Raw genomic sequence first — 24,284 nt, forward strand, 5'->3', positions numbered from 1 at the left:
TGAGTGTTAGTTGTCGGTTGGGGTCGTCGGTTCGCCGGCCGTTCCGGGTTTCTCTCCTGGTGCGGTCGGGATGTCACCGCGCGCGAGGGCGGTCTGGCCCGTGCGTGCGATCTCGATGATCCCGAACTGGTCGAACGCGTCGAGTGCGTCGTCGATCTTCGATTCGTCGCCCGTGAGCTGGACCGTGATCGTCCGCGGCCCGGCGTCGAGCGTTCGTCCGTCGTACATCTCGGTGACCGCGTGGACCTCGTCCGGCCTCTCGCCGCGAACCTTCAACAGGACGAGCTCCGCGGTGACGGCGTCGCCGGACACCTCGCCGACCGAGATGACGGGCTTCAGCTTCGCCATCTGCTTTTCTATCTGGTCGATGCCGGGGTCGGTCTCCTCGACGACCATCGTGATCCGGGAGTGGCCGTCGACGGTCGTGGGTCCGACCGTCAGGCTCTCGATGTTGAACTGGCGGCGGGAGACGAGCCCGGAGACGCGAGCGAGCACGCCCGGTTCGTCCTCCACGAGTGCGGAGATAACCGCGCGTCGAGGGTGATGTTCCGCCTCGACGACGGGATCGATCCGGTGGCCCTCGAGGTTCCGTCGCCCCTCGGGATGCGGCCGCTCCTCGGGAGCGGGGCCGGGCATGGCCGTCGTGTGCCCGCCGTCGGTCCGTTCTCGGCCGTCGGGTCGGTCCGGGTTCGGGTCCTCGCCGCTCATAGCTGGTCCTCCGAGAGCGCGAACCGCCCGTTTGCCCCGCCGCTCGGCACCATCGGCAACACGTCCTCCTCGGGGTCGACGTGGAAATCGATCACCGCGGGGCCGTCGTATGCGAGCGCTTCCTCGACGGCGGGTGCGACGTCGTCGTAGCCGTCGACGCGGATCCCGAGCGCGCCGAACGCCTCGGCGAGCTTGTCGAACTCCGGCATCCAGTTGTACTCCGAGGCCATGTGCCGCCCCTCGAAGAACGCGTCCTGCCACTGGCGGACCATCCCGATGTACTCGTTGTTGAGCACGGCGATAGTGAGGTTCAACTCCTCCCGAACGGCGACGGACAGCTCCTGCATCGTCATCAAAAAGGAGCCGTCGCCGTCGAAACAGATCACGTCGCGCTCCGGGTCGCCCATCGCGTCCGCGGCGACGCGCGCGCCGATCGCTGCCGGCACGCCGTATCCCATGGTTCCGAGCCCGTGCGAGGAGACCCACGTCCGGGGGTCGGTGTACGTCCAGAACTGTGAGGCCCACATCTGGTGTTGGCCGACCCCGGTCGTGACGATGGTATCGTCGTCGGTCGCCTCGTCGAACGCCTCGACGACGAACTGCGGTTTGAGCGGCTCGTCCTCCGGCGTCGCGTAGGTCATCGGATACGTCTCCTTCCAGTCGGCACACTGCTCGCGCCACTCGTCGACGTCGGGTGCGGTCCGAACGGCCGCCGTGAGCTGATCGAGCACCGCACCGGCGTCACCGATCAGCGGGTAGTCGGCGTACACGTTCTTCGATATCTCGGCCGGGTCGATATCGACGTGGACGACCTCTGCCTCCGGCGCGAACGTGTCGATTCCGCCGGTTAGTCGGTCGTCGAACCGGGTGCCGACCGCGATCAGGCAGTCGGTGTGCGTGATCGCCATGTTGGCGTACCCCGTCCCGTGCATCCCTGCCCACGACAGCGACAGGTCGTCGTCCTCCGGGAACGTACCGATCCCCGGCATCGTCGTCGTCACGGGGATCTCGTAGGTCCGTGCGAACGTGCGTGCGGCGTCGCTCGCCTCGGCTTTGATCACGCCCCCGCCGAACAGACAGAGGGGTCGCTCCGCGTTTTCGATCGCACGTGCGGCCTCCGTCACCGCGGCGGGATCCGCGTTCGGGTCCGGGTCGGTTCCGGCGGGTGCTTTCGCCGGTCCCGGCGACTCCGTCGTCTCGTCGAGCGTCACGTCCTTCGGCAGGTCGACGAGCGTCGGCCCCGGGCGGCCGACCCGCGCCAGCTCGAACGCCTCGCCGACGACGTCGCCGACGGAGTCGGCCTCGCCGGCGAAGTAGTTGTGTTTCGTGATCGGGCGCGTGACGCCGACCGTGTCGGTCTCCTGAAACGCGTCGTTGCCGACGAACTCGGTCGGCACCTGTCCGGTCAACGCGAGCATTGCGTCCGAGTCCATGTCGGCGTCGGCGATTCCCGTGACGAGGTTCGTCGCACCCGGTCCCGACGTGGCGAGACACAAACCGGGCTCGCCCGTGACGACGCCGTACGCGTCGGCGGCGTGGGCGGCACCCTGTTCGTGGGCCATCGTGATGTGACGGACCGACGAGTCGTACAGCGCGTCGTAGACGGGCATGATCGCGCCGCCCTGCACGCCGAAGGCGGTCTCCACGCCCGCCGCCTCCAGCGCCGCGACGACCGACTCCGCACCGGTCGATACCGTTCCGGTGTCGGTACCGTCGTCCGTCCGCTCGGGATCGGTCGTCCCCGTCTCGGCGGAGTCGTCTCGATCGATCGGCTCCTCGGAGTCGTCGTCTCGTTGCTGTGCTGCTGTGTCGCTCATGTTCGTGGTGGCGTGTAGTGTGTGTGCATCGTTCGTGCACGCGTGTGGCTCGGTCCGAACGCCGATGTCGTGATCGGGAGCGCGGCCGCGTCGGCCGCGGGTTCCGTCTCGTCGGTCGCGGAACGGGCCCGGCCCGTCCGCTGGCGTTCGTCGGTACGTCGCGTCGGTGAGGAAGGAGTGGGGTAGGGGATTATACCCCTACAATGATCGCGGCGGCGGCTCCCGTCTCGGGACCGGTCGTCCTGATCGTGGGTTGCCGTCGCATCTCGTTCGGCCGAACGAGCGCCACCTATAAATCCCTGTCGGGATACGCGATCGTCGCACCGATCCGTCGACGTGACCGGGGTGTTCGTCGACGATCCGTCAGCCGGATCCGGGGGTGAGCCCGAACGCAGTTGCTGATCGTCGGCGGCGACCGCTGAAACGACCATCAGATCCGGACCTCCTCCTCTTCACGCTTGATGCCCGCTTCGCGCGCGAACCGCTCGACGTCGCCAGCGGTCACCTGCCGCTTGCCCGAGCCGTACTCTTTGACCCGCTTGGTGATGCCGCGGACCTCGCTTTCCGTCGGGTCGAAGCCGGCCTCCACGAGGTGTTTGCGCACGCTGTGGGTACCGGTGTGTTTGCCGAGTACGAACTCGCGTTCGGCACCGACCATCTCCGGGGTCATGACGCCGGGCTCGAACGTATCCGCGTTCTCGATGACGCCGGCGGCGTGGATCCCCGACTCGTGGGCGAACGCGTTCCGCCCCGTGACGGGCTTGTTGGCCGGCACCGGGATGTCCGAGGCGTTCTCGACGATCCGGGCCAGCTCCGTGATCTGGGTCGTGTCGATACCGGTGTCGACGCCGTACACCGACTCGACCGCCATCACGACCTCCTCGTAGGCTGCGTTCCCGGCGCGCTCGCCGATCCCGTTGACCGACACTTGCGCCTGCTCCGCGCCGTTTTCGAAGCCCATCACCGCGTTGGCCGCGGCCATGCCGAAGTCGTCGTGGGTGTGGACGTCGACGCGTGCGTCCGTCGCCGCGACGACCGCCTTCACGGTCTTCCCGAAGCTCGTCGGCATGCCGACGCCACAGGTGTCCGGGATATTGATCCAGTCCGTGTCGGCGTCGCTGACCGCCTCGACGATCTCCGTCAGGTACTCCGGGTCCGTCCGGGTCGCGTCCATCGGCGAGAACATGCACTCCACGCCGGCGTCTTTCACCTGCTCGACGGCGGCGACCGCACGCTCTTTCGCCTCCTGGCGGGTCGCGTGCATGGAGTCCTCCAGCTGGACGTCGCTCGTGGAGACGAACACGTGTACCATCTCCACGCCGGCGTCGATCGCCGCGTCGATGTCGCCTTCGACGACGCGCGCGAGCCCGCAGACGGTGGTGTCCGTCGCGGCGGCGATATCGCTCACGGCCTCGAACTCCGCGTCCGAGTTCACCGGGAACCCCGCCTCGATGACGTGGGTACCCATGTCGTCCAGCGTCGCCGCTATGCGGCGTTTCTCGTCGTAGCTGAACGACGTCCGTGGTGACTGTTCTCCGTCTCGTAACGTCGTGTCGAAGATCCGTACAGGACCGATATCGATGTTAGAAGCTATCGTGCCCTGGAAGAACTCGATCCGCCGGGGTGTCCGACGAAGCCTCCGTGATGTCTGTCATCGACTCTCACCAGTGCTGTCGTACACTTAAAGGTTCCGTAGCCGGGGTGATCGGCGTCCGATCGATCGGTTCGTCACGACGATGCGATCGCGGAAAATCGACTGACGTGACGGGGGGAGCGTATCCTTATATCATATATACACACGGATATCCGACTCGGCGATCACGGTTCTCACGCCGATTCATATATCCGATGGACGTTCGTTCGTCCTCGCGTGGTCCTCGCGCGCGGTTCCGATCGATCGTCGATCGATCCGTCGGTCGATCCATCGTCGATCCGCCGGTCAATCCGCTCGAGCCGGAAGCGGTCCCTCGTACTCCTCGGGGACGTACGGACACAGCGGGTCGCTCCCGGTCGGATCGCCGGTTTCAGCGTACGCACGCGACCGGCTTCCCCCACAGACGTGTCTGTACTCGCAGGCCCCACATTTCCCCGAGAACTCGTCGGGTTCCCGGAGCGACTCGAAGAGGTCGGAGTTCCGGTACACGTCGACGACGGACTCCTCCCGGACGTTGCCGGCCGACTGCGGCAGGAACCCGGAGGGGTACACCTCCCCGCGGTGGCTCACGAACGCGAACCCGCAGCCGGCGGTGATCCCTGCCCGGCGACGGGAGCCGTCCCGCCCGCCGTCCTCGCGCTGGAGTCCGACGCGACGGTAAAACGGGGCTTCGGTCGTCTTGATCCCGAACGGCTCCGCGGCGTCGACGTCGTGAAGCCACCCCATGATCGACTCGGCGCGTTCCGGGGAAACGGGATCGAGTATGCCGCCGCGTCCGACCCGGACGAGGAAGAACACGCTCCAGAGGACGGCCCCGAGCGAACGAACCCGGTCCCGGATAGCCGGGAGCTCCTCGACCGTGTCCGCACACACCGTGGTGTTGATCTGGATCGGGACTCCGGCGTCGCGGGCGGCCTCGGCGGCGGCGACCGTATCCGCGAAGCTCTCCTCGCCGCGGAACGCGTCGTGTGACGCCTCCGTCGCGCCGTCGAGGCTGACCGCCATCCGAGCGATCCCGGCGTCCGCCAGATCGTGGACCCGATCCGGCGTCAGCGACGCGGTGCCGCTCGGCGTGATCGTCATCCGGAGCCCGTTGTCGTCGCCGTACGCGATCAGCTCCGTCAGGTCGTCCCGCGCCAGCGGGTCGCCGCCGGAGAGCACGACGAGCTGTCCGTCCCCGAAGTCGGCCGCGTCGTCGAGGAGTCGTTTCCCCTCGGCCGTCGTCAGTTCGTCGGGATGACGCGTGGGCACCGCGTTCGCCCGACAGTGCCGACAGGCGAGTCCACACGCCTGCGTCACCTCCCAGATCAGAACGAGCGGCCGATCGTCGACGTCCAAATCGGCGAACATGCACGCGCGTACGATCCACGTCCCCTTTAAGAAAGTCCCGAACATCTTCCCGTAAGGTCTTACCGCGTGAGAACACGCGAAACAGGATTGCGTGGACGTCGCGAACGCGTCCGCATGGTCGAAAAGACGGAGCGAACCGGCGGTAAAAGCGGACCACGATCGGCCGACGGGAGACGGTTCGAGGTGTTCATCCGCGACGAGGAGCCCGATCCGCTTCGACACGTCGGAACGATCGCCGCTCCCACGCCGGACGCCGCCCACGAGGAGGCGAGCAAACTGTTCGGGTGGTACGCCCGCGACGTGTGGATCTGTCCCGCGGCGGAGACGTACCGGTACTCCGCCGAGGAGTTCGCCGGCGAAGACGACTCGTCGACCGTCGGTTCCGGCGACGAACACGCCGCCGAGGACGACGACGCTGCCGAACCGCGCGTGTACGAGGAGACGGAGGGGACGCCGACGGTCGCCTGCGGACGTGCACCGATCGACGAGGCGGGAGAACGCGAAGCGGGAGAACGCGAAGGAAACCGATGATCTCCGTCAGCAAGCTGTTGTGTGGGCTCGACGCCGAAAGTGACGGGCTCCGGTACGACGCGGCCGACGACTCGAAGAAACCGCAGATCACGGATGACCGTCAACGCAGGCCGGTCGTCGTCTGGAACACGACGAAGCGATGCAACCTCCGGTGTGAGCACTGCTACGCCGCCGCCGACGCGGAGGGCGCGCCCGGCGAGCTGTCGACCGCGGAGGGAAGGGCGCTGATCGACGACCTCGCCGAGTTCGACGTCCCCGTGCTGCTGTTTTCGGGCGGCGAGCCCCTCGTTCGCGAGGATCTGACCGAACTCGTCTCGTACGCCGCGGACCGGGGGCTCCGTCCGGTGCTCTCGACGAACGGGACGCTGCTCACCCGCGACCGGGCACGAGAGCTTCAGGACGCGGGGCTCCAGTACGCGGGCATCTCCGTCGACGGTCTCAGCGAGCGCAACGACCGGATCCGCGGCGAAGAGGGCGCGTTCGACGCCGCGGTTCGCGGGATCGAGGCCTGCCTCGACGTCGGGCTCAAGACCGGACTGCGGTACACGATCACGGAACACAACGTCGTCGATCTGGAGGGAGTCGTCGACCTGCTCGTCGACGTCGGCGTCGACCGGTTCTGTTTTTATCACCTCGACTACGGCGGCAGGGGGGCCGACATCTCCGACGTCGACCTGAGCCCGGCGGCGACCCGTGAGGCGGTGACGCGCCTGTGTGACCTCACTCGCGAGTACCACGCGGACGGCGAGGAGATCGAGACGCTCCTCGTCGGCAACTACGCCGACGCCGGCTACCTCGTGGAGTACGCCGATCGAGCGGTCGGAACCGATCAGGCCCGCCGGATCCGGGAGTACCTGCGGCGGAACGGGGGCGATCCCGCCGGAGAACGCGTCGCCGACGTCGACCCGGTCGGCAACGTCCATCTCACGCAGTTCTGGCAGGGGTACGCGCTCGGAAACGTCCGGGACCGGTCGTTCGGTTCGATCTGGTCCGACGAGTCGAACCCGCTCGTCTCCGCGCTCCGGAACCGCGAGGACCACCTGAAAGGCAAATGTCGCGACTGTGCGTATCAGGACGTCTGCCGCGGCGGCTCGCGGCTCCGGGCGCTGGCCGCTCACGACGACCCGTTCGCGCCCGATCCGAAGTGTTACCTCGAGGAGGGAGAACGGGCCGTGAGCGCCGTCGACTCCTGAGCGTCGTCGACTCCTGAGCGCCCCATCGAGCCGAGACGCCCCGAACACGTTCGGGCCCGATGTCGTCCCGTCGGAACCTTCCTAGTGGTCTTTGTGCTCGCCGGGCCGATCGGATCGTCGATGACACACGCGCACCTCGTCGCCGAGCTCCCCGACGGGCCGTGGGTTGCGGACGTCTCTCGGAGGCACACGGACGCCTCGTTCAGAGTGCTGGCGGCGATGCCGGACGACGGTCCCGGCTACGCGCTCGTGAACGTCACCGCTCCGGACGTGGGTGCCGTCCTCGACGAGATGCACGATCATCCGACGCTGACCGATATCTCGGTCCTGGCGCGGTCCGAGCGTGACGCGACCGTGCAGTTCGAGACGAGCGAGCCGATGCTCCTTCGCGCCGCGAAGCGTGCGGGGGTTCCGATTCGGATGCCCGTTCATATCGAGGCGGGCGAGGCGAGGCTCTCGGTGATCGGCGCGCCCGAACGGGTCCCGGAGCTCGGCGACCGCCTCGAGGAACTCGGGATCGCGTATCGGAGAGAGCCCGTGACTCGGGTCGAGTCATCGGGTACAATGCTCACCGACCGGCAGCGGGAGACGGTGCTCGCGGCGGTCGAGAACGGCTACTACGACACGCCCCGCGAGTGCTCGCTTACGGAGTTGGCCGACGAGATCGATCGTGCGAAATCGACCGTCAGCGAAACGCTCCACCGGGCGGAGGAAGCGGTCGTCAAGTCGTTACTCGTGGACGAGATCGTCGGAACGTCCAGGTAGGCCTCCAACGACTCCGCGACCCTCACTCCTCCAACGACTCCGCGACCCTCACTCCTCCAACGACTTCGATTCCGTCGGCGTTCGCAATTCGCTCGTCGTTCCGTACTTCCGGGAGAAGCGTTCGTCGGACAGCTCGCCGCGAGCGACACCGATCGCGTCCCGGACGAGTTCGACGGTAACCTCGTCGTCCACCGGCTCCGGAACGGGCAGTCCACCGTCGGCCACACCGGACGGATAGCCGGTGAGTGGCTCCTCGTCCGGCCGGTCATCCACCGATTCGTCGTCGGATCGCCGATCGTTCGGGATGGTCGGATCGCTCATGAGTGTGTAAATGACACGCGCCCCCATCGCTTTCTCCCTTTACACGTTTACCTTTTTAAATCGTCGTCAGGTGTCCGATTCGTCGAACACGTTCTTGACGAGCTTCGCTTGTGCGGTGCGGAGTCGTTGGGAGAGCGCGGACTTGCTGATGTCGAGTTCGTCGGCGAGCGCGCCGAGGTCGACCTCACGGTCGTCGTCGAAGTACCCGCGCACGACCGCGAGTTCGAGGCCCTGTCGCTGTTTCGGCGTGAGCGAGGAGAGATCGAAGGTGACCTGTTCGGTCGCGTCCGGCCCCTCGACGACCGCGAGCCGAACGAGCCGAACGTGACCGAGCATCTCCTGGAGCACCTCGATGAGTTCGCGGATGACCGCGCGGTCGTCGACGTACGTCGTGACGAGCATCGACCGATCCTCGACGCGCTGGATGTGGGGAACGCAGCCGAACTGCTGGAACGCGCGGCAGAGACAGTCGTCGCCGACCTCGCCGGTCGCCCTGATCATCCCGTCCTCGCCCGGAGGTTGGAGGTCGACGTTGCACTCCTCGCCGACCGCGTTGACGTTCACGTCGGCGACGCTGTCGGACTCGTCGACGATCGGACAGTCCCAGTCCCGCCCGGGCTCGATATCGAGATCGACTCGAAGACGGCGACGAGAAGCGACATCCGCAGCGTCAGACATACCTGATCGTACCGGGCTGAGCGGTATATGGTTTGCCATCCCGCCGATCCGTTTTTATACAGATCGGCGAACAAGTTCCTGAATTTATCAGTATCTCCGGCAGTCCCGGATGTGACACGTCGCCATCGCTGTAGGTTCCACGCTGGGTACGGGAACCACGCTGGATGCGGTGATCCGACTTGGCGACGCCGTTTCCCCTCGATGGTACCGTCCCCCCTCGGTGACAGCGTTCCCCCTCGGCGACGACGTCCGCCTCGGCGATCAGCGTTCCGCCGCGTGGACGACGTCACCGACCGAGACCACATGGTTTAATCGTGGACGCGTTCGACCCCGAGACAATGAACCGCTTGCCGTCGTGGCACCACGATCGCCGTCCAAAGGTCACGGGTCGCCGTCGATGACGGGCGACCAGCCAGCCGGCGAGGACGCCCTCAAGAGCGATGCCGGACTCGCGGCACGTCTCGCGCGGTCGCTCGCGGGCGTCGCCGCGCTCCCGACGTCGCTCCGTGCGGTGCTCGACTACTACGCGACGACCGGGAACCTCGCGCTCGACGTCGTCCGGATCCAGCGCCGCGTCGACGCCTACGTCGACGGCGTGATCGCCGACGCGTTCGTCGACGTCGAACGATCGATCGCCGAGGAGGCGGGCGTGGGGCCGGCCGACGTCTCGTTCGCGTACGACACGAAGCTCACGATGCCCGCGGAGCTGACGCTGGGACACGTGTACCAGCGGGCACGCACGTCGGGTACGTCGGGTACGTCGAGTACATCGGGTACGTCGAGTACATCGGGTACGTCGAGTACATCGGGTACGTCGAGTACATCGGAGTCGACCGTGATCGACCGCGCGGAGGACGTGACGGAACTCGTCGTCGTCGCGCTGCTCGACGGGGACATGCGAGACGCGATCAACGACGCCGAGTACGACGACTTCCTGGTCCAGGGAGCGGACGGGGTCGACCGGGCTCGTGCCGCCGAACTCGCACAGGAGGCGCTCCGGGCACAGGTCGACGAGCTGTTCGAGCGCTTCCCCGACGCCGTCCGGGACGCCTATCGTGAAGCGGTCGATCGCTCCGAGGCTCACCAGGACCGGGACCCGTACTTCCGTGACCTGATGGCGGACGCACAGGCTGGCGATCCGGACGCAGTCGAGGCGATCCGCGACGAGTACAAGTACGGGTCGTTCGACGCCCCCGACCACGACGCCGAGCCCCGCATTCGTCCCGAGGAGCTGTTCGTCGACGCCGAGCTCACCTTCCCGTACCTCAAGACGCAGTACGGTCGCGTCGGCGTCATCTACGACGGGATGATCGAGATGTACCGCGCGGCCGGGATCGAGATCGAGGACACGTTCAAACGCTCGATCGTGTTCACGATCATCGGTGCGCAGATCTGGCTCGACGACATCGACGACTACGACGCCGACCTCGCGGAGACGCAGTTGACGCCCGTGACCGCCGAGTACCTCCTCGCCGACTCCGACCGCGAGGCGTACCGCAACGTCGTCGACGCGACGAACGACTACCTCGAAGCCGCCGAACGGTACGCGGCCGCGACCGACTCGCCGCTGGCCGGGATCGGGACGAACTACGTGTTCCACAGCGGGACCCCGAGCGTGCTTCCCGGTCACGAGTGATCGGTTCGGGTGGCCGGACGGCGACGACGCGGACGAGCCCGACGAACGACCGGCTACGGCGACGCAGACGGGTCCGACGACTCCGAGGAATCCACCAGCTTCCACGACGGGAACGCCGTCTGGCCGTCGTGGACGGCCGCCGCAACGAGTCGGGTCGCGAACGATTCGGGGTCGTCGACGTCGACGCAGACCGCACGGGCGACGTCCTCGACGATCTCGGCGTCGATACGGAGTCGCCCGTCCGACGACGAGGATCCGGACGCCAGAGCGATCGACCGATGTGCGCGGATTCCCGCCGCCAGACAGCGCCGAGCCTCCGCGACGGGATCGGCGACCGATGGGATCGTGGAGAGATAGCCGGCCGCCTCGGTGTCCGCGACGTCGCAGGCGTCGGCGAGCCAGTCGGCCGCACCGACGGTCGGTTCGGCGGGATCGTCCGCCTCGTCGAGATACGCCGCCGCGAGTCCGGCCTCCTCCGTGGCGATCCGGTGGAACGCGTCGCCGACGACGACGGCGTCCGCCCCGGCGTCGAGCATCGCGGTCGCCTTCTCCCGGGAGTTTATCCCACCGCCGTACCAGACGCGCGTCCAGTCCACGCCGTCGTCGATCGCTTCCAGCGCCGCCGCACCCGCTTCCCCACCGTACGTCCCGGAGTATTCCAGATACAGCACCTCCGCGCCGAGCACGTACTCCGCGGCCATCGCACGCCGCTTCGCCTCGAGCGCGTCGAGCGTGTCGTCCGCCGTCACGCCGCTTTCGCGGGCGGCCGCGCTGTCCGGGTTCTGCACGATGTACGCCTCGACGACGGCGTTCGAGATCAGCAGATCCGTCAGCGTCGCCGCGAGTCGTTCGCCGACCCCCGGTATCCACGAGAGCCGCCCGAGCACCGCGGGCGTCATCTCCTCGCGGACGTGTTCGACGCCCGCCCCGAACGTGCCAATGAACGCCTCGTCGTCGCCGTTGAGCACCTGCGGGACGGCGAGGAACGTCGCCGTCGACAGCGTCTCGCGCGTGACGTGGCTCGCCCCGCTCGGTTCGTGGAACGCCGGCGTGTCGAGCGGGTCGAGCAGCGCGAACGTCCGCGCCGTGTTCTCGTCGGTGACGTCGGCTGAACCGCCGACCGAGACGGCGTCGGTGTGACGGAGGTAGCGCGGAAAGGCGATCGGGAGCTTCTTTCGCTCCTCCGGATCGACCTTCGTCACGTGTGCCCACGACCCCGGAACAGGGTTCGTGTCGAGCCGTAGCCCGTGCCGAACGACCGCGCGGCCCGCGCCGAGGAGGCGACCGACCCGGCCGGCGAGCGCGTCGAGTGAACTCATGGACGGAAACGATCCGGAGACGAACGGCTCAAGGATTAAGCCTTCCCATCCCGGCGGGCGTACGTTTCGTTCCCTCGCTCACGTCACGTAGGCGACGACGCTCACGTCACGTAGCCGACGACGCTCACGTCACGTAGCCGACGAACGGGATCGCCCGCTTGGGCGTCACCACCTCGTCGATCTGCGTGAGAACGATCCCGACGCCGACGGCCGCGAGCGCGGCCGCGAACGCGAAGGGAACCGCGAACCCCCACGCGACGAGGAACCCGGAGAGGAGCGGTCCGACGGCGACGCCGAAGCCGAACGCCATCGTGAGTACTGACAGCGTCGATCCGGACTCGTTGGCCGGTGCGAGGTCCCCCGCGAGCGCGAGCGCCGGCGCGAACACCATCGCCCCGGCGACGCCCTGCAGGAACCGGGCGAGGAACATCAGCCACGAGTCGGACATCACGCCCGAGAGGAGCGTGGCGTCCGGGATGATCCCCTGTACGAACGTCGTCGGCACCAGCAGCACCGTCCCCACGACGATGAACGCCTTCCGGCCGTAGAAGTCGGTCGCGCGACCGATCGGCGCTTGCAGGAGGATCTGTGCGAGCACGAACGCCGCGAACTGGAGACCGAACATCTCCGGCCCCTGATCGAGCCGCGTGTTCACGATGTCGCCGAGCGTGGCGAACACCGCGATCCCGACCGCCATGAAAAACGAGACGACCCCGAGCGCGAACACGGGATCGAGCAGGTTCTCGCCGGACGGATCGCGGATCGCGATCCCGTCGAGGACGGATTCGTCGTCGTCCGCTTTCGGCTCGATGTCCGGATCGCGGATGAGAAACACCACGAGGAAGAACGCGAGCGTGGCGGTGGCGGCAGCGAAGTAGAACGCGGCGTCGAACCCCGTGATCGTCACCGTCCCGGCGGCAACGGGGACCGAGTAGGGACCGGCGGCGACGACGCCGCCGGCGGCGATGGGACCGACGCCGAACCCGACCAACCGGAACGTGTTGTACGTCCCCATGTTCCCGCCGCGGTTGTCCTCCGTGGCGAGGTCGTTGACCAGCGCGACCGTCGTCGGGATGATGAACGCGCCGGCGACGCCCTGCAGGACCCGGAGCCCGACGAGGTGCCAGTACGACGTCGCGAGCGAGTACGCGAAGCTCGCTGCCGCGATGAGCACGAGGCCGAACAGCACGAACACCTTCCGCTTTCCGGTGCTGTCCGAGAGACGTCCGGTGAACGGCTGAAGCGGGCTGTTGACGAACCCGAAGATGGAGAGGATGACGCCGGTGATGAACACCTCAGTCAGCCCGAACGTCGCGCCGGTGACGAAGTCGGTCGCGATGAAAAGCGGGAGCACGACGACGAGAAAGGAGTTCCCGACCGACTCGGACATCCGTGCGAGCGCGAGCGCCAGCACCTGCGGGTTGACGCCGAACAGCCGTTTCATCGCTCGCGCCGTCGCCGAACGCGCTCAGTCATCCGCGTCGATACCTCCCGGTCGGCACATACATCGATCGACGTGGCGGACGAACAATACCGTTGTGCAAGCGGCCCGTTGTACCTGAACACCCGTCTCCCCGACGGGCCCTCGTCGACCGCTAGCGCCTCGACCACCGGTCGGCGGCCGGTCCGGACTCCTCGCTGAGACGTTCGCGCCGGTCGTCGAGCACGTCGAAGCGCTCGCCGCGTCGTCGCTCCAGCCAGCGAAGGAGTCGAGCGGCCCAGTAGAGCTTCTTCGCCTTCATCGCCCCGACGTCGGGGTCGTCGAACTCCCATCCCGCAAAGACGAGACGACCCGCCCCGACGTGGTCCGCGAGAAAGGCGGCCCGGTCGCCGTCGGTGAACCCACCCGTGTTGCGGACGGCCCCGGTCGGAGCGGCCTGTGTCGTCACGAGCGTCCACTCCGGATCGAACCGGGGAAGCCACTCGCGGACGGCCGGAACGTTGTCGCCGTGTGCGTGCGCCGCCACCGGGACCCCCCGATCGGTGAGTTCGAGCGCCGTCTCCGGGTTCTTGTCGAGATCGGTCACCATGCAGTCGACGTCGATGCCCGCGTCGAGGAGGACGTCCGCGGCGGTCGAGGCCGCGACGACGACGTCCGCCTCGCGCGCGACGTCGAGGTCCTCGCTGAGACGCGGGGCTGCACCCGCGACCGCGACGGTTCGACCGCGCCAGCCGTCGAGTCGCTCGAGCGGGAACGGGGTCGCGTACCCGGCGGCCACGTCCCGAGCACGCTCGTCGGCGACCCGATCGAAGCCGAAGTCGGCGAGGATCGCCTCGTACACCGGCTCGAACGTCTCGAAGTTCACGGGTGACGCCTCGCGCTCGGCCGTCGGCGTCGACGCGTCGACGCTCGCGGGGGGTCGTCGGAGCGATGCGGTCGCTGGTGGCGAAAAATACGGTATGGGCCGGAGTGGCACAGAGTACCCCTACCCGCGTGCCCCTCCGGCGTCCGGTCGAATCGTTGTCCACACATTGGCATAAACTTTCTCTTACTTGAGGGTGGCCGCGATCGCATCAAAGGCCCGGTCGAGAGCGTTTGTGACGCCGGATACCTCCGTTTTCACCGACGAGATCGACGCCGGCGTGCCGACGAGGAGACCGCGGACCCCGTGTGCTCGTCCGTCTCCGTCGCCGCCATCAGTCGCGCTTGACGTCCCCGCCGACCGGTCGGTCGCGCCGGCCGTGACAAACGCCGCGTCGACGTCGGCGGCCGCCGCCCGAAGCGCACCGACCGCCTCGGGACTCACTCCCTCGAGTTCGTAGCTCCGGACGACCGACCGGGCCGCGATCGCGTGGTCGTCGACGTCGAGACGGTCGAGATGGCGGCTCGCCTCCCGCGTCGTCGTCACGTCGAGCTCCTCGACGCCGACCTCGCCGTCGTGACTGGTTCGATCGCGGGCGAACTCCGCGCCGATCAGCGCCGCGTCGCGCGTCTCGGCCACGTCGTGCGTACGGATAACGTGTGCGCCCCGTTCGACCGCCAGCGAGGTCGCCGCCAGCGAGACGGGGAGCGCATCCTCGGTGCTCCGGTCGGCGACGTCACGAAGGAAGTTCTTGCGGTTGATCGAGACGAGCAACGGACGACCGTAGCCGCGGAACTCCCGGAGCCGACGGAACGTCTCGCGGTCGTCGGCGAGCGTCTTCGCCTCCGACCAGCCGCCGAACGCCGGGTCGAGGAGCGTCTTCTCGGTGAACCCGTTCCGGGAGAGGGCGTCGTAGATGTCGTCGACCTCCTCGATCGCGCCCGGCCGTTCCAGGTCCGGCGGCGACGCCATCTTCGAGACGGCGGCGTCGTGGTCGGCACACACGCGGGGCATCTGTGGGTCCGCGAACCCGCAGATGTCGTTGACCATGTCGAAGCCGCGGGAGAGCGCCTCGTCGGCGACCTCGTGGTACCGGGTCTCGATCGACCAGACCGCGTCGCCGGAGACGGACGCCATGGTCTCGACCGCCGTATCGAGTCGTGCGAGCTCCTCGTCGGCCGAGAGCACCTCGAACTTCTTGTTCGCCGATTCGAGTCCGACGTCGACGATGTCAGCCCCCTCGTCGATGAGCGCCTCGTCGACGTACGCCGCCGCCTCGCCCGGATCGTCGTAGACGCTCGGGTCGTACGGCGACTCCTCGGAGACGTTGAGCACGCCCATGATCCGGGGCGGGTGGTCGTCGCCGATCCCGAGCCCCGCGGCGTCCACGTTTCGCATAGCCGTACGAGGGCCGCGAGGCTTAAATCGGGTCCGGAACGGACGGCGATGAGTCGGCGCGCACGTTCTCGATCCACAGGAACCCGCGCCAGAGTTAAGATACATTATAATGAATGTCTATGTATGTCATACGATAGTGACTTCAGCGAAAAGACGGTCGTCGTCACCGGTGGCGGGTCGGGGATCGGTCGCGAAACCGCCGTCGCGTTCGCCGAGGGCGGCGCGAACGTCGTCGTCGGAGACCTCGACGTCGCGGGCGGCGAGGAAACCGTCGAGACCATAACCGAACGGACGGACGGGCACGGGACGTTCGTCGAGGTGAACGTCACCGACGACGACGACGTCGAGCGGCTGATCGAGACGGCCACAACGCAGTACGACGGGCTCGACGTGGCGTTCAACAACGCGGGGATCGGTGGCACGTTCGATGCCACCGAGGAGATATCCGAGGCGGACTGGTCGCAGATCATCGACGTCAACCTCACTGGCGTCTGGCGGTGTCTACGCGAGGAGATTCCGGTCATGCTCGAGGATGGCGGCGGCGCGATCATCAACACCGCCTCCATTCTGGGCAGGGTCGGAGAAGCGGGAACGCCGGCGTACACGGCGTCGAAGCACGGCGTCGTCGGCCTCACGAAGGTCGCGGCCCTCGACCACGCGACGGACGACATCCGGGTCAACGCGGTGTGTCCGGGGTACATCGAGACGCAAATGCTCGACGACGCCGGCGTGACGAGGGACGAGGACCTGCTCGAGCAGACGAAAGCGCTCCACCCGATGAAACGATTGGGTAACGTCGAGGAGATCGCGGGTGCCGTCACGTGGCTCGCGTCGGACGCCGCGTCGTTCGTTACCGGTGAAACGCTCGACGTCGATGGCGGATACTTAAGCAGATAACGACGGGGACGGACCGCTCCTTCCCGGAAGGACGCGCTTTTATCCGCGCCGATCCAACCTCGCCCATGGCGAAAGTGAGCGTCGGACTCCGTGGCTGGCGGTTCGACGAAGGGGAGATATTTACGGACGACGGCGAGTTGAAGCCGCTCGACGAGATACCCGAGGACCCGCGCGAGCGACTCGTCAGGCTCGTCAAGCTCGTCGAGGAGCCGTGCGACGTCTGCTACCTCGATCACGGCGAAGCCGAGATCCACCGCTGTGCCCAGGCGGAGATCGTGTACGGCGAGCCCCGCGGCGAGGTGCTCCTCTGTGCGACCCACGAGCCGGAGTTCGTCTACTGGTTCCGCGAGGCGGGCGGCAGCGAGCACAAAGGGACCGTGGAGTTCGGCGACCGGTTCCACGAGTGGATCGCCGCCGGCAACAGCGCTCCGGACGGCTACGGCTCCGTCGAGCACGTCGACGAGAACCCCGACGAGCTTCCGGATCCGCCGGACCAACGGGAGATACAGGAACGACTCGAGGAGGGGTTCGACGGCGACCGGATCGACATCCGCGAGCTGGCCGGCGTCGACGAACCGGACGACGAGCAGCGTCTGAGCGAGGAGGACCTCGCCGACGCCGACGTCGACCTCTCGACCGACTACCCCTCGAACCGATGAGGGAGGAGGAGGCGGCCGACGAACGGACCGAGACGACGATGAAACCCGACGCAGCGGACTCGGACCGGCCGGACTCGGACCGGCCGGACTCGGACCGACCGGAGCCGGTCGTCGTCGTGGTCGAACCGGAGACGCCGGGCAACGTCGGTACCATCGCGCGGGCGATGAAGAACTTCGGGCTGTCGGACCTCAAGCTCGTCGACCCGCCGGAGCTGCGGGAGGACGGCGAGGCGTACGGGTTCGCCGGCCACGCCCGCGAGGACGTGTTGCCGAACGCCGACGAGGTCACCTTCGAGGAGATCGTCGAGAACTACCACACGGTCGGCACCACGGCGATCACCGGCGAGGACGACCGGAGCCACGAGCGGTTCCCGTTCAAGACGCCTGCGGAGCTCCGCGAGTCGCTGAAGACGGTCTCCGCGCCCACCGCCATCGTCTTCGGTCGGGAGGGACGCGGGCTCAACAACGACGAGCTCCGCCGGATCGACGAGGTGTGCTCGATCCCCGCGGACGACGACTACCCCGTGTTGAACCTCGGGCAGGCGGCGACGGTTCTCCTGTACGAGCTCCGCGAGTTGACCGTCGACGAGACGCAGCTTCCGGACACCGAAGTCACCCGTGCGGCCGAGCCCGACGTCGAGCGCTTCCACGACTACTTCGGGGAGTTCCTCACCGCGACCGGGCAGCAGCCGCACCGGTGCGAGAAGAACGAACTGCAGATGCGCCGGCTACTCGGTCGCGCCCACCCGACGGAACGCGAGATCCACTCGCTTCTGGGAACGTTCCGAAAGGCGAACACCAAACTCGAGCACGCCGATTACCTCGCGGCGAAACACGACGAACCGCCGTACCCGCGCGAGTAGTCGGCCGGCGGAGCCACCGACGAGGGAGCCCCCCGTCGAGACCCCGACCCGGGGGGCGCGAACCGCTCGCGAATCCGACACCGATTTCCCCGGCGGGCGCGCTCGTCGAGAGGTATGCACGAGGACTTCCGTGCCGGCGTTCGCGACGCGAGCCCGCTCCTCCTCGGGATCGCTCCGTTCGCGCTCGTGGCCGGTATCGCGTCCGTCGAGGCGGGGCTCACGCTCACGCAGGCGGTCGGGATGTCGGTGATCGTGTTCGCGGGCGCGTCACAGCTCGCCGCGCTCGACCTGATCGGCGGGAACGCGCCGCTCGCGGTCGTCGTCGGGACCGCCGTCGTGATCAACCTCCGGATGCTCATGTACTCCGCGTCGATCGCCACGCATTTCGCACGCTACCGCCGCCGAACGCGAGCCGCGCTCGCGTACCTGCTCACCGATCAGGCGTACGCGCTCTCCGTCGCCGAGTTCGCGGACGACGAGCGCCGAGACCGTCGGTGGTACTACGTCGGTGCCGGCGGCGCGATCTGGGCCGTGTGGGTGGTCGGCACCGTCGTCGGCGTCGTGGTCGGGACGGGAGTCCCGGAGTCGCTGGGGCTCACGTTCGCGATCCCGCTCGTGTTCCTCGCCCTGCTCGTGCCCGCGATGAAGGACCGACCGACGACCGCCGCCGCGGCCGTCGGTGGAGCCGTCACCGTCGCCGTCGCGGGGCTGCCCTACAACCTCGCGCTGCCGATCGGTGCGAGCGTCGGCGTCGTCGCCGGACTGATCGCCGAGGAGGTGTCGCTGTGATCGCCACGGTCGCGGCGACGCCGCTCTCCGCGACGTCGATGGGTCCGGCCCGTCTCTGGCTCGCGATCCTGGCCATCGGCCTCGCGACGTACGGGTTCCGTCTCTCCTTCATCCACCTGTTCGGGCGCATCGACGAGGTCCCCGACCGCGTCGGTCGCGTCCTCCGGTTCGTTCCGCCGGCCGTCCTCGCTGCGCTCGTCGTCCCCGACCTGCTGACGATCCGGCCGACCGTCGCCGCGACGCTCGTCGACGACCGGCTGATCGCCGGGATCGTCGCCGGCGTCGTCGCCTGGCGGACCGAGAACGTCTTCGCGACGATCGGAGCGGGGATGGCGGCGCTGTGGCTGTTCCGGTTCGTCGTGTTGGCGTGAGAGCCGGTGTGGCAGTTCTTTCGGGATCCGAAGGAGATATGCCCTGATACACTCGTTTACGTTCTGGAGTTTATAAGCTCCCTGTCAGGGGTCCGCTCCCGTGCCCGACGTTCCCGTCGGTGACGGCGGGGGCGAGGATCGTCGTCGAAGAGAGTGAATAAGTCCGTGAGGGTGGGAGTACGTGGTTTTTGAAGGACTTAAACTAACTCAGGAAGTCGTGTACTACATTAGACGAAAGCCGACTGATAGTAGTTGTAAGCCAAAGAATGATATGGGACTATGCGCCCGTGGGTGGAACGAATGAACCAGACCGGTGACCGGGTGCTTGAACTTCTTGATAAGTCGCGCCTCATTCTAACCTCGCGGTACTAGTGATGAACTTAGACAATACGCGAAGCTGGATGTCTCGCCGGGTCAGCAAGCTAGATCAAGCCAGACTCGTGGAACAAGTTGAGGGCCGCTATTATCGAATCACCGACCGCGGACACGCCTACCTCGCGGTGAGTTTAATGCCGACGACTTGGAAGATATCGACGAGGGATAGCGTGTGAGTGCATGAGATATGAGAGGCTCTATTGAGATACCATTCTTCAGGTGTTTTTGAATAAAATACCATTTATTGACGAGTAGATATGTGACAGCGAGAAAGATACTGTATCTTGAATTTTTCCCAACACACCCCACATCTGGTGATTTCATTAGGTGGTTCGGGATCCACTTGTACCTCTACCTGTGTCCCCCATTCGGGGCACTCAAAAGTTCTGCTTTCATCAACCATCGATTCTTCCAACTAGAGCTTAACTCTGTGGCCAATTTAACAGAGGTTCTCTGTATTGACCGCGACCGAGTCCGCTATGTCATTTGCTGAGGGTTTCAATAGAGCCCCAGATATATAACCCAGATATGATTTATTGTGGATAAGAATGGGAGAGACGCTAGAATGGATTGAACAGAGATGGAATTCGGGTCATGTGATAGGCCGTAGCCTCGCTTACTCCGCAAAGATCGTTGTTGAAGGGTCCCTATTTGCAATTTGGGCTGGCGTTGGTGCAGTAATTGGTGGATTTCTCGCTTGGCCGCAGGTCATTCCGTATGACCCTCTTGAAGGTGCAATTGGAGTCTTTCTGTTCGTTTTTATAGCTTGTATCAAGGTAACCTTCTGTTCGATTGTCCCCCTAAACGAACTCACCGAGGTCGTGCACGCAAGCGACTAAGATAGGAAATCGGAAAGTTGGTAAGATAGTCACCAAATTTCATTTCTGGTGTGTCTAACGATTCAGCAAAGTTGGAAATACGTCCGGTAATCCACACGAAGACTCCGAAAACGATTGCGCAGATGCCACCAATACTCAAGGGTAGTTTGTATGTCGCGATTTCGGTGTCGTACACGGGATAAACGAGGGCTATCAGAAGACCAGCAAAAGGATTCCAAACCTCCGCAGATGCTGTCGCTAGAATGACTCCGATGAATAGAATAGAATTAAAATACAACACGGAACCAATTGCCTCACTCATCGTTGTCTCTTCATCGTTCAGCTCTGTATCTGGATTTTCTAAGCGTATTTTTGCATAACGCTGGCCATAATAGAAAGACCAACCTAGGACCCCAAAAAGAACGTACGACAAAATTTGGCCATCCGCGATGGTCGCGAAAAGCATGGGCAATGCGCAAATCAACAAAAATATCAGCAGTATAGAGGTCCCATAAGAAGCCTCTTGAAGATATCCGAAAGAGATTGATTCAATATCTTCATCGTACATATTCTAGATTTCCGCGTCCAGGTACAAAAGCTATATCCAAAATTAGACGGTAGATTATTCACGATCGGTTCTTAATTATCCGATAATGAGTAATCCTGTAGAAGACGCTCTTGCTCTCATTTCTCTCCTATTTTCGGGATTTATTCTCGTTGTTGTGTGGGTTTCAGTCCGAGGTGGAGATCCGAGTTGGATAATCGCACTAGCAACAGAATTTCTCCCTCCTTTTATCTTTGGACTTATTGTCGTAGTTATTATCGTAACTATCTTACAGCAGTTGCAATAGCAACAATTTCCCCTCCAATCAGTTCAGTTCCATGAAAGAACACATTCACAAACGTCCCACTTTCTACCAGAGACGCAGAAACATTTGAAGCACCAAGATCGCCAGCAAACCCACGAGATTGCTCCGGAAGTAACCCGAAGCACGAGAGTTCCCAATGAAATCTTGTTCGTCAAAATTTCCCAGCCGTGTTCGTAGAGGACTCGATGATCTATATGAAGATTCCGAACGTGACGATCCCGGTGATCAGTGGCCATACCGTTCCAGCATACAACACTTCGATCAACTGCAGCAGGACAAGCGTGATCCAAAGAAGCAGATCGATCCCATTGACCACGATCGACGTCACGACGAGCAATCCGAGAGTCTTCCGTCGGAACCATTGCCACCGATCGGTGTGGAAACAGAGCCAATACGCGTAGCTCACGGCGAGAAGCTAACCGACGACATTCTTGCGAAGGTGGTGGACTCCCGCGTAGACGTACACAGCTGCGAATACCCTGTACCACTGTGAATCACTCGGTCTGAGGGCAAGCTGTTCTTGAAGGGTCGCCGGTGTGAGGAAGCAGATTGACGCGAGGAAGGTGGTACTGCCAGAATGAGATGGCGGTCGTATAAACAGTCAAGATATCCGATGAAGTCTGCTTTTTATATAGAGAGTATATTGTAAATCGGCCTATGAGATGGCTGAGCCACAATTCTGTCCTCAATCAGACTTACTTTTAGCAGCTCCAATAGATAATTCTGTAATTTTATCAGAAATGTCAACACGATCGTAGAAATTGCTCCTGTGCACTGGTTCAAATTTCCTAAGAGAGTATATTAAAATAGATTTACTAGACGGGCGAAATTCACCGTCGTATATTAATTCTATTTGTTCCCAATCAGAATAGTCACCATGTTCTCCTAAAATTGCTATTGCATAGTCACGTGTTTCCAGCAAAGAACTTTCATGCTCGTTAAGAATTTGTCTAGCAGCATGGAGGATCGCATCTGATTCAAAATTAGATTCGAAGAACCACCGTATTAATATGTATTCATGATATGGGTATCGTAAATTGTTCTCTGTGATGTCTTGAGCCAGATCGTTTGCGATTTCATCTTTGTTAGACAAATCATCATAGTAATTATAAATAATCCGGCGAACATCTGATCTACCCTCTCTAATATACTGCCGGCAGTAGTCAACTGCAATACTACTATCATTATTTCCAAGACGGTTGATTATATATCTAAATAAATGATTTTCTAGCTGGTCAAATTCATATTCCTGTATGTATTCTCTGTATGCTCTTTTTAATACATCCTCCTCAAATTCTTGGCCTTCTACTTCACTTTCTAGGTTATCATTGCCTGTGTTATCAGTCTGGACAACTGCCTCTGATTCTCCACTCCCATATGGCGTCGCAGATACTGGTATTTCCTCGGCTTTTTTCTTTGGGGCGGTCTGTAGATCATCTCTGATATCCTGAAAGACAGATTCGGGTTCATTGTAGTCCTCTTTTGCTTCGTTTGCTTCTCTAATCGCGGTCTTTCCAGTTTTCATATTCAAGCCCTTCGCCCGAAACCATTTCTCAAGTAGATTTTGCGTATCTATAGCCTCGTCCCGGTTATTCGTAAATATCGTAAAGTCATCATTAAATCGGACATGGTCGATACCATGGTTTGATAGTCTCTGGTCTATACTGTCTAAATATACTTCTGCAATAATGTCAGATGCACCGTAGCCTTGAGGAAGTCCCCGCTTCCGTGGCTGTGACCAAAAGTCTAGTAGTTCCCAAAGGTTGTGTGCTACTGATTCTTCCTCAGTTATTTGTCTTATCACAGATATTGACCGCTCTATATCTATGTTTTCATAAAATCCGGAGATGTCAGTTTCTACTACGTATTTATATTCGCCAGATAATTCAATTTTTTCTTCTTGCATTTCACGCCAGTATTCTCTCTCAAAATCTTGCCACCTATTGTCTTTTGAGACATTCTCGTAAAGGATATGAGAAAACCGGCGGTTACCTGCAGACCATGAAATCTCATCTTGGATATCATCATAGAGTTCAAGCATGAGTGCTGAATATACTACCAAATCTTCAACAGTAAGTATATGTGCAGGCCGGAGATGATAATCAGATTTTGGTACATCTATAATTCTAGGAGACCGAGGCGTATATACTCGGTCTTCAGAACCATCAAGACGAAGAGAAAGGTCCTCTAACCACTCATCTTCTTTGCTGTCCAAGATCTCTATTATATGTGGTATCCTTGCAAAGGAGTTCATATAATGATTCAAATCTCGTTTCGATTTGCGCCATGCTAATTCAAGATTGAGATCGCTGCTAACCTCTAGTTCCATGGTGCCACGAAGCATTGGTATGCTATTATATTTACTCATTCATTATCAGATAAATTAAACTGAGTAAATCGCCAGTAACCTACGAAGCAGATATGTTCCGACATCTGATCGAGGATCCTCAATTTGAATCGACTCTCCTCGCTGAGATATCAAAAGACAGCGTCTGTTATCACCGACTGCCCTCAAACCGCTCACCGACGACGCTGTCAACGCGCGGCCCACTCCGGCACGTCGTCCTCGTCGACGCTATTGTCCTCATAGAAGATAGCGAGAATATCGAGAGTGGCCCGTCGACGATTTGCGCGTCGAACCGCCAGTCAGCTCTGCCCTCATGCGAGAGATTCAAGTTCTCAACTATATTCGAGTACAGGGGTTTCATGAGTGTCCACGGAGCCCCGGGAAGGCCGGCTGTCATCACCAGCGCGGTATGCACCGTTTCCTAGGCTCAGAGTGTCGCCAACATGGACGATGTTCCGATCGCACGAAATTCGAAATACGACCTGCCTCGCCTCTACTCATACTCCCGGGAAACCCTCAAGAGACTACTCACACAAGACCGGTCTATGAACGAAGTCGTCTACGCGATCAAGATCTCTAACTTGGAGTATTCGGGCCTGAAGATCATGGACATCAAGATCGGC

22 protein-coding genes are annotated in these 24,284 nt (G+C 63.1%); 10 read left to right on the forward strand and 12 right to left on the reverse strand.

Annotated features, from left to right (window positions below; genetic code table 11):
* Positions 1–6 precede the first annotated feature (6 nt).
* From ilvN to ACNSN7_RS00965, 4 genes are all read right to left on the reverse strand, one after another.
* Complete coding sequence (ilvN, locus tag ACNSN7_RS00950; protein WP_418279979.1) at positions 7–708, reverse strand: acetolactate synthase small subunit; 702 nt, start codon at positions 706–708, stop codon at positions 7–9.
* Entirely contained in the window at positions 705–2,525 is a 1,821-nt protein-coding gene (gene ilvB, locus ACNSN7_RS00955; RefSeq protein WP_418279980.1) for a biosynthetic-type acetolactate synthase large subunit, read from the reverse strand. Before ilvB ends, ilvN begins: the two co-directional genes overlap by 4 nt.
* 430 nt (positions 2,526–2,955) lie before the next feature.
* The gene (locus tag ACNSN7_RS00960) at positions 2,956–4,140 is read right to left on the reverse strand and encodes a LeuA family protein (RefSeq protein WP_496923302.1); all 1,185 of its coding nucleotides are present in this window, start codon (positions 4,138–4,140) and stop codon (positions 2,956–2,958) included.
* 324 nt (positions 4,141–4,464) lie between these two features.
* Positions 4,465–5,529, reverse strand: a complete 1,065-nt coding sequence (locus ACNSN7_RS00965; RefSeq protein ID WP_418279981.1) for a radical SAM protein — start codon at positions 5,527–5,529, stop codon at positions 4,465–4,467.
* Between the two features lie 114 nt (positions 5,530–5,643).
* Between ACNSN7_RS00965 and ACNSN7_RS00970 the strand changes: the two genes are divergently transcribed.
* From ACNSN7_RS00970 to ACNSN7_RS00980, 3 genes are all read left to right on the forward strand, one after another.
* Positions 5,644–6,060 carry an Htur_1727 family rSAM-partnered candidate RiPP gene (locus ACNSN7_RS00970; protein WP_418279982.1) on the forward strand — a complete coding sequence of 139 codons (417 nt, stop codon included), beginning with the start codon at positions 5,644–5,646 and terminating at the stop codon, positions 6,058–6,060.
* A complete protein-coding gene (locus tag ACNSN7_RS00975) occupies positions 6,057–7,253 on the forward strand; it encodes a TIGR04347 family pseudo-SAM/SPASM protein (protein ID WP_418279983.1) in 1,197 nt (398 codons plus the stop codon). The genes ACNSN7_RS00970 and ACNSN7_RS00975 overlap by 4 nt, the downstream gene beginning before the upstream one ends.
* 120 nt (positions 7,254–7,373) lie before the next feature.
* On the forward strand, positions 7,374–8,018 hold the full coding sequence (locus tag ACNSN7_RS00980) for a helix-turn-helix domain-containing protein (protein WP_418279984.1): 645 nt from the start codon (positions 7,374–7,376) through the stop codon (positions 8,016–8,018).
* Between the two features lie 48 nt (positions 8,019–8,066).
* Here the strand turns inward: ACNSN7_RS00980 and ACNSN7_RS00985 are convergent, their stop codons facing one another.
* The gene (locus ACNSN7_RS00985) at positions 8,067–8,339 is read right to left on the reverse strand and encodes a hypothetical protein (RefSeq protein WP_418279985.1); all 273 of its coding nucleotides are present in this window, start codon (positions 8,337–8,339) and stop codon (positions 8,067–8,069) included.
* Between the two features lie 66 nt (positions 8,340–8,405).
* On the reverse strand, positions 8,406–9,017 hold the full coding sequence (locus ACNSN7_RS00990) for a helix-turn-helix domain-containing protein (protein ID WP_418279986.1): 612 nt from the start codon (positions 9,015–9,017) through the stop codon (positions 8,406–8,408).
* Positions 9,018–9,414: 397 nt separating this feature from the next.
* On the opposite strand from ACNSN7_RS00990, the gene ACNSN7_RS00995 reads away from it, so the two are divergent.
* Positions 9,415–10,653: a hypothetical protein gene (locus ACNSN7_RS00995; protein ID WP_418279987.1), complete on the forward strand. Its 1,239-nt coding sequence runs from the start codon at positions 9,415–9,417 to the stop codon at positions 10,651–10,653.
* Positions 10,654–10,706: 53 nt separating this feature from the next.
* On the opposite strand, the gene ACNSN7_RS01000 is transcribed toward ACNSN7_RS00995, so the two are convergent.
* From ACNSN7_RS01000 to ACNSN7_RS01015, 4 genes are all read right to left on the reverse strand, one after another.
* Positions 10,707–11,972, reverse strand: coding sequence for a geranylgeranylglyceryl/heptaprenylglyceryl phosphate synthase (locus tag ACNSN7_RS01000; protein WP_418279988.1), 1,266 nt, complete (start codon positions 11,970–11,972; stop codon positions 10,707–10,709).
* A 124-nt stretch (positions 11,973–12,096) separates the two neighbouring features.
* Positions 12,097–13,416 (reverse strand): MFS transporter, encoded by a 1,320-nt coding sequence (locus tag ACNSN7_RS01005; RefSeq protein WP_418279989.1) that lies wholly within the window; start codon positions 13,414–13,416, stop codon positions 12,097–12,099.
* Positions 13,417–13,567: 151 nt separating this feature from the next.
* Positions 13,568–14,278, reverse strand: coding sequence for a 6-hydroxymethylpterin diphosphokinase MptE-like protein (locus ACNSN7_RS01010; RefSeq protein WP_418279991.1), 711 nt, complete (start codon positions 14,276–14,278; stop codon positions 13,568–13,570).
* A gap of 183 nt (positions 14,279–14,461) precedes the next feature.
* Positions 14,462–15,673, reverse strand: coding sequence for a dihydropteroate synthase (locus ACNSN7_RS01015; RefSeq protein ID WP_418279993.1), 1,212 nt, complete (start codon positions 15,671–15,673; stop codon positions 14,462–14,464).
* A 123-nt stretch (positions 15,674–15,796) separates the two neighbouring features.
* On the opposite strand from ACNSN7_RS01015, the gene ACNSN7_RS01020 reads away from it, so the two are divergent.
* The 6 genes from ACNSN7_RS01020 (at position 15,797) to ACNSN7_RS01045 (ending at position 20,466) form a co-directional block, all read left to right on the forward strand.
* The gene (locus tag ACNSN7_RS01020; protein ID WP_418279995.1) at positions 15,797–16,570 is read left to right on the forward strand and encodes an SDR family NAD(P)-dependent oxidoreductase; all 774 of its coding nucleotides are present in this window, start codon (positions 15,797–15,799) and stop codon (positions 16,568–16,570) included.
* Between the two features lie 65 nt (positions 16,571–16,635).
* On the forward strand, positions 16,636–17,229 hold the full coding sequence (locus tag ACNSN7_RS01025; RefSeq protein WP_418279996.1) for a DUF8114 family protein: 594 nt from the start codon (positions 16,636–16,638) through the stop codon (positions 17,227–17,229).
* 38 nt (positions 17,230–17,267) lie between these two features.
* Positions 17,268–18,092: an RNA methyltransferase gene (locus ACNSN7_RS01030; RefSeq protein WP_418280203.1), complete on the forward strand. Its 825-nt coding sequence runs from the start codon at positions 17,268–17,270 to the stop codon at positions 18,090–18,092.
* Between the two features lie 114 nt (positions 18,093–18,206).
* Positions 18,207–18,881 carry an AzlC family ABC transporter permease gene (locus ACNSN7_RS01035; RefSeq protein ID WP_418279998.1) on the forward strand — a complete coding sequence of 225 codons (675 nt, stop codon included), beginning with the start codon at positions 18,207–18,209 and terminating at the stop codon, positions 18,879–18,881.
* Between the two features lie 38 nt (positions 18,882–18,919).
* Complete coding sequence (locus ACNSN7_RS01040) at positions 18,920–19,252, forward strand: AzlD domain-containing protein (RefSeq protein ID WP_418280206.1); 333 nt, start codon at positions 18,920–18,922, stop codon at positions 19,250–19,252.
* A gap of 923 nt (positions 19,253–20,175) precedes the next feature.
* Complete coding sequence (locus tag ACNSN7_RS01045) at positions 20,176–20,466, forward strand: hypothetical protein (protein ID WP_418279999.1); 291 nt, start codon at positions 20,176–20,178, stop codon at positions 20,464–20,466.
* On the opposite strand, the gene ACNSN7_RS01050 is transcribed toward ACNSN7_RS01045, so the two are convergent.
* Both ACNSN7_RS01050 and ACNSN7_RS01055 read right to left on the reverse strand, forming a co-directional pair.
* Positions 20,438–21,013 carry a hypothetical protein gene (locus tag ACNSN7_RS01050; RefSeq protein ID WP_418280001.1) on the reverse strand — a complete coding sequence of 192 codons (576 nt, stop codon included), beginning with the start codon at positions 21,011–21,013 and terminating at the stop codon, positions 20,438–20,440. The genes ACNSN7_RS01045 and ACNSN7_RS01050 overlap by 29 nt on opposite strands.
* Before the next feature lie 986 nt (positions 21,014–21,999).
* The gene (locus ACNSN7_RS01055) at positions 22,000–23,643 is read right to left on the reverse strand and encodes a reverse transcriptase domain-containing protein (RefSeq protein ID WP_418280003.1); all 1,644 of its coding nucleotides are present in this window, start codon (positions 23,641–23,643) and stop codon (positions 22,000–22,002) included.
* Between the last annotated feature and the right edge of the window lie 641 nt (positions 23,644–24,284).

Source organism: Halorubrum rarum (assembly GCF_048380895.1).
GTDB lineage: Archaea > Halobacteriota > Halobacteria > Halobacteriales > Haloferacaceae > Halorubrum.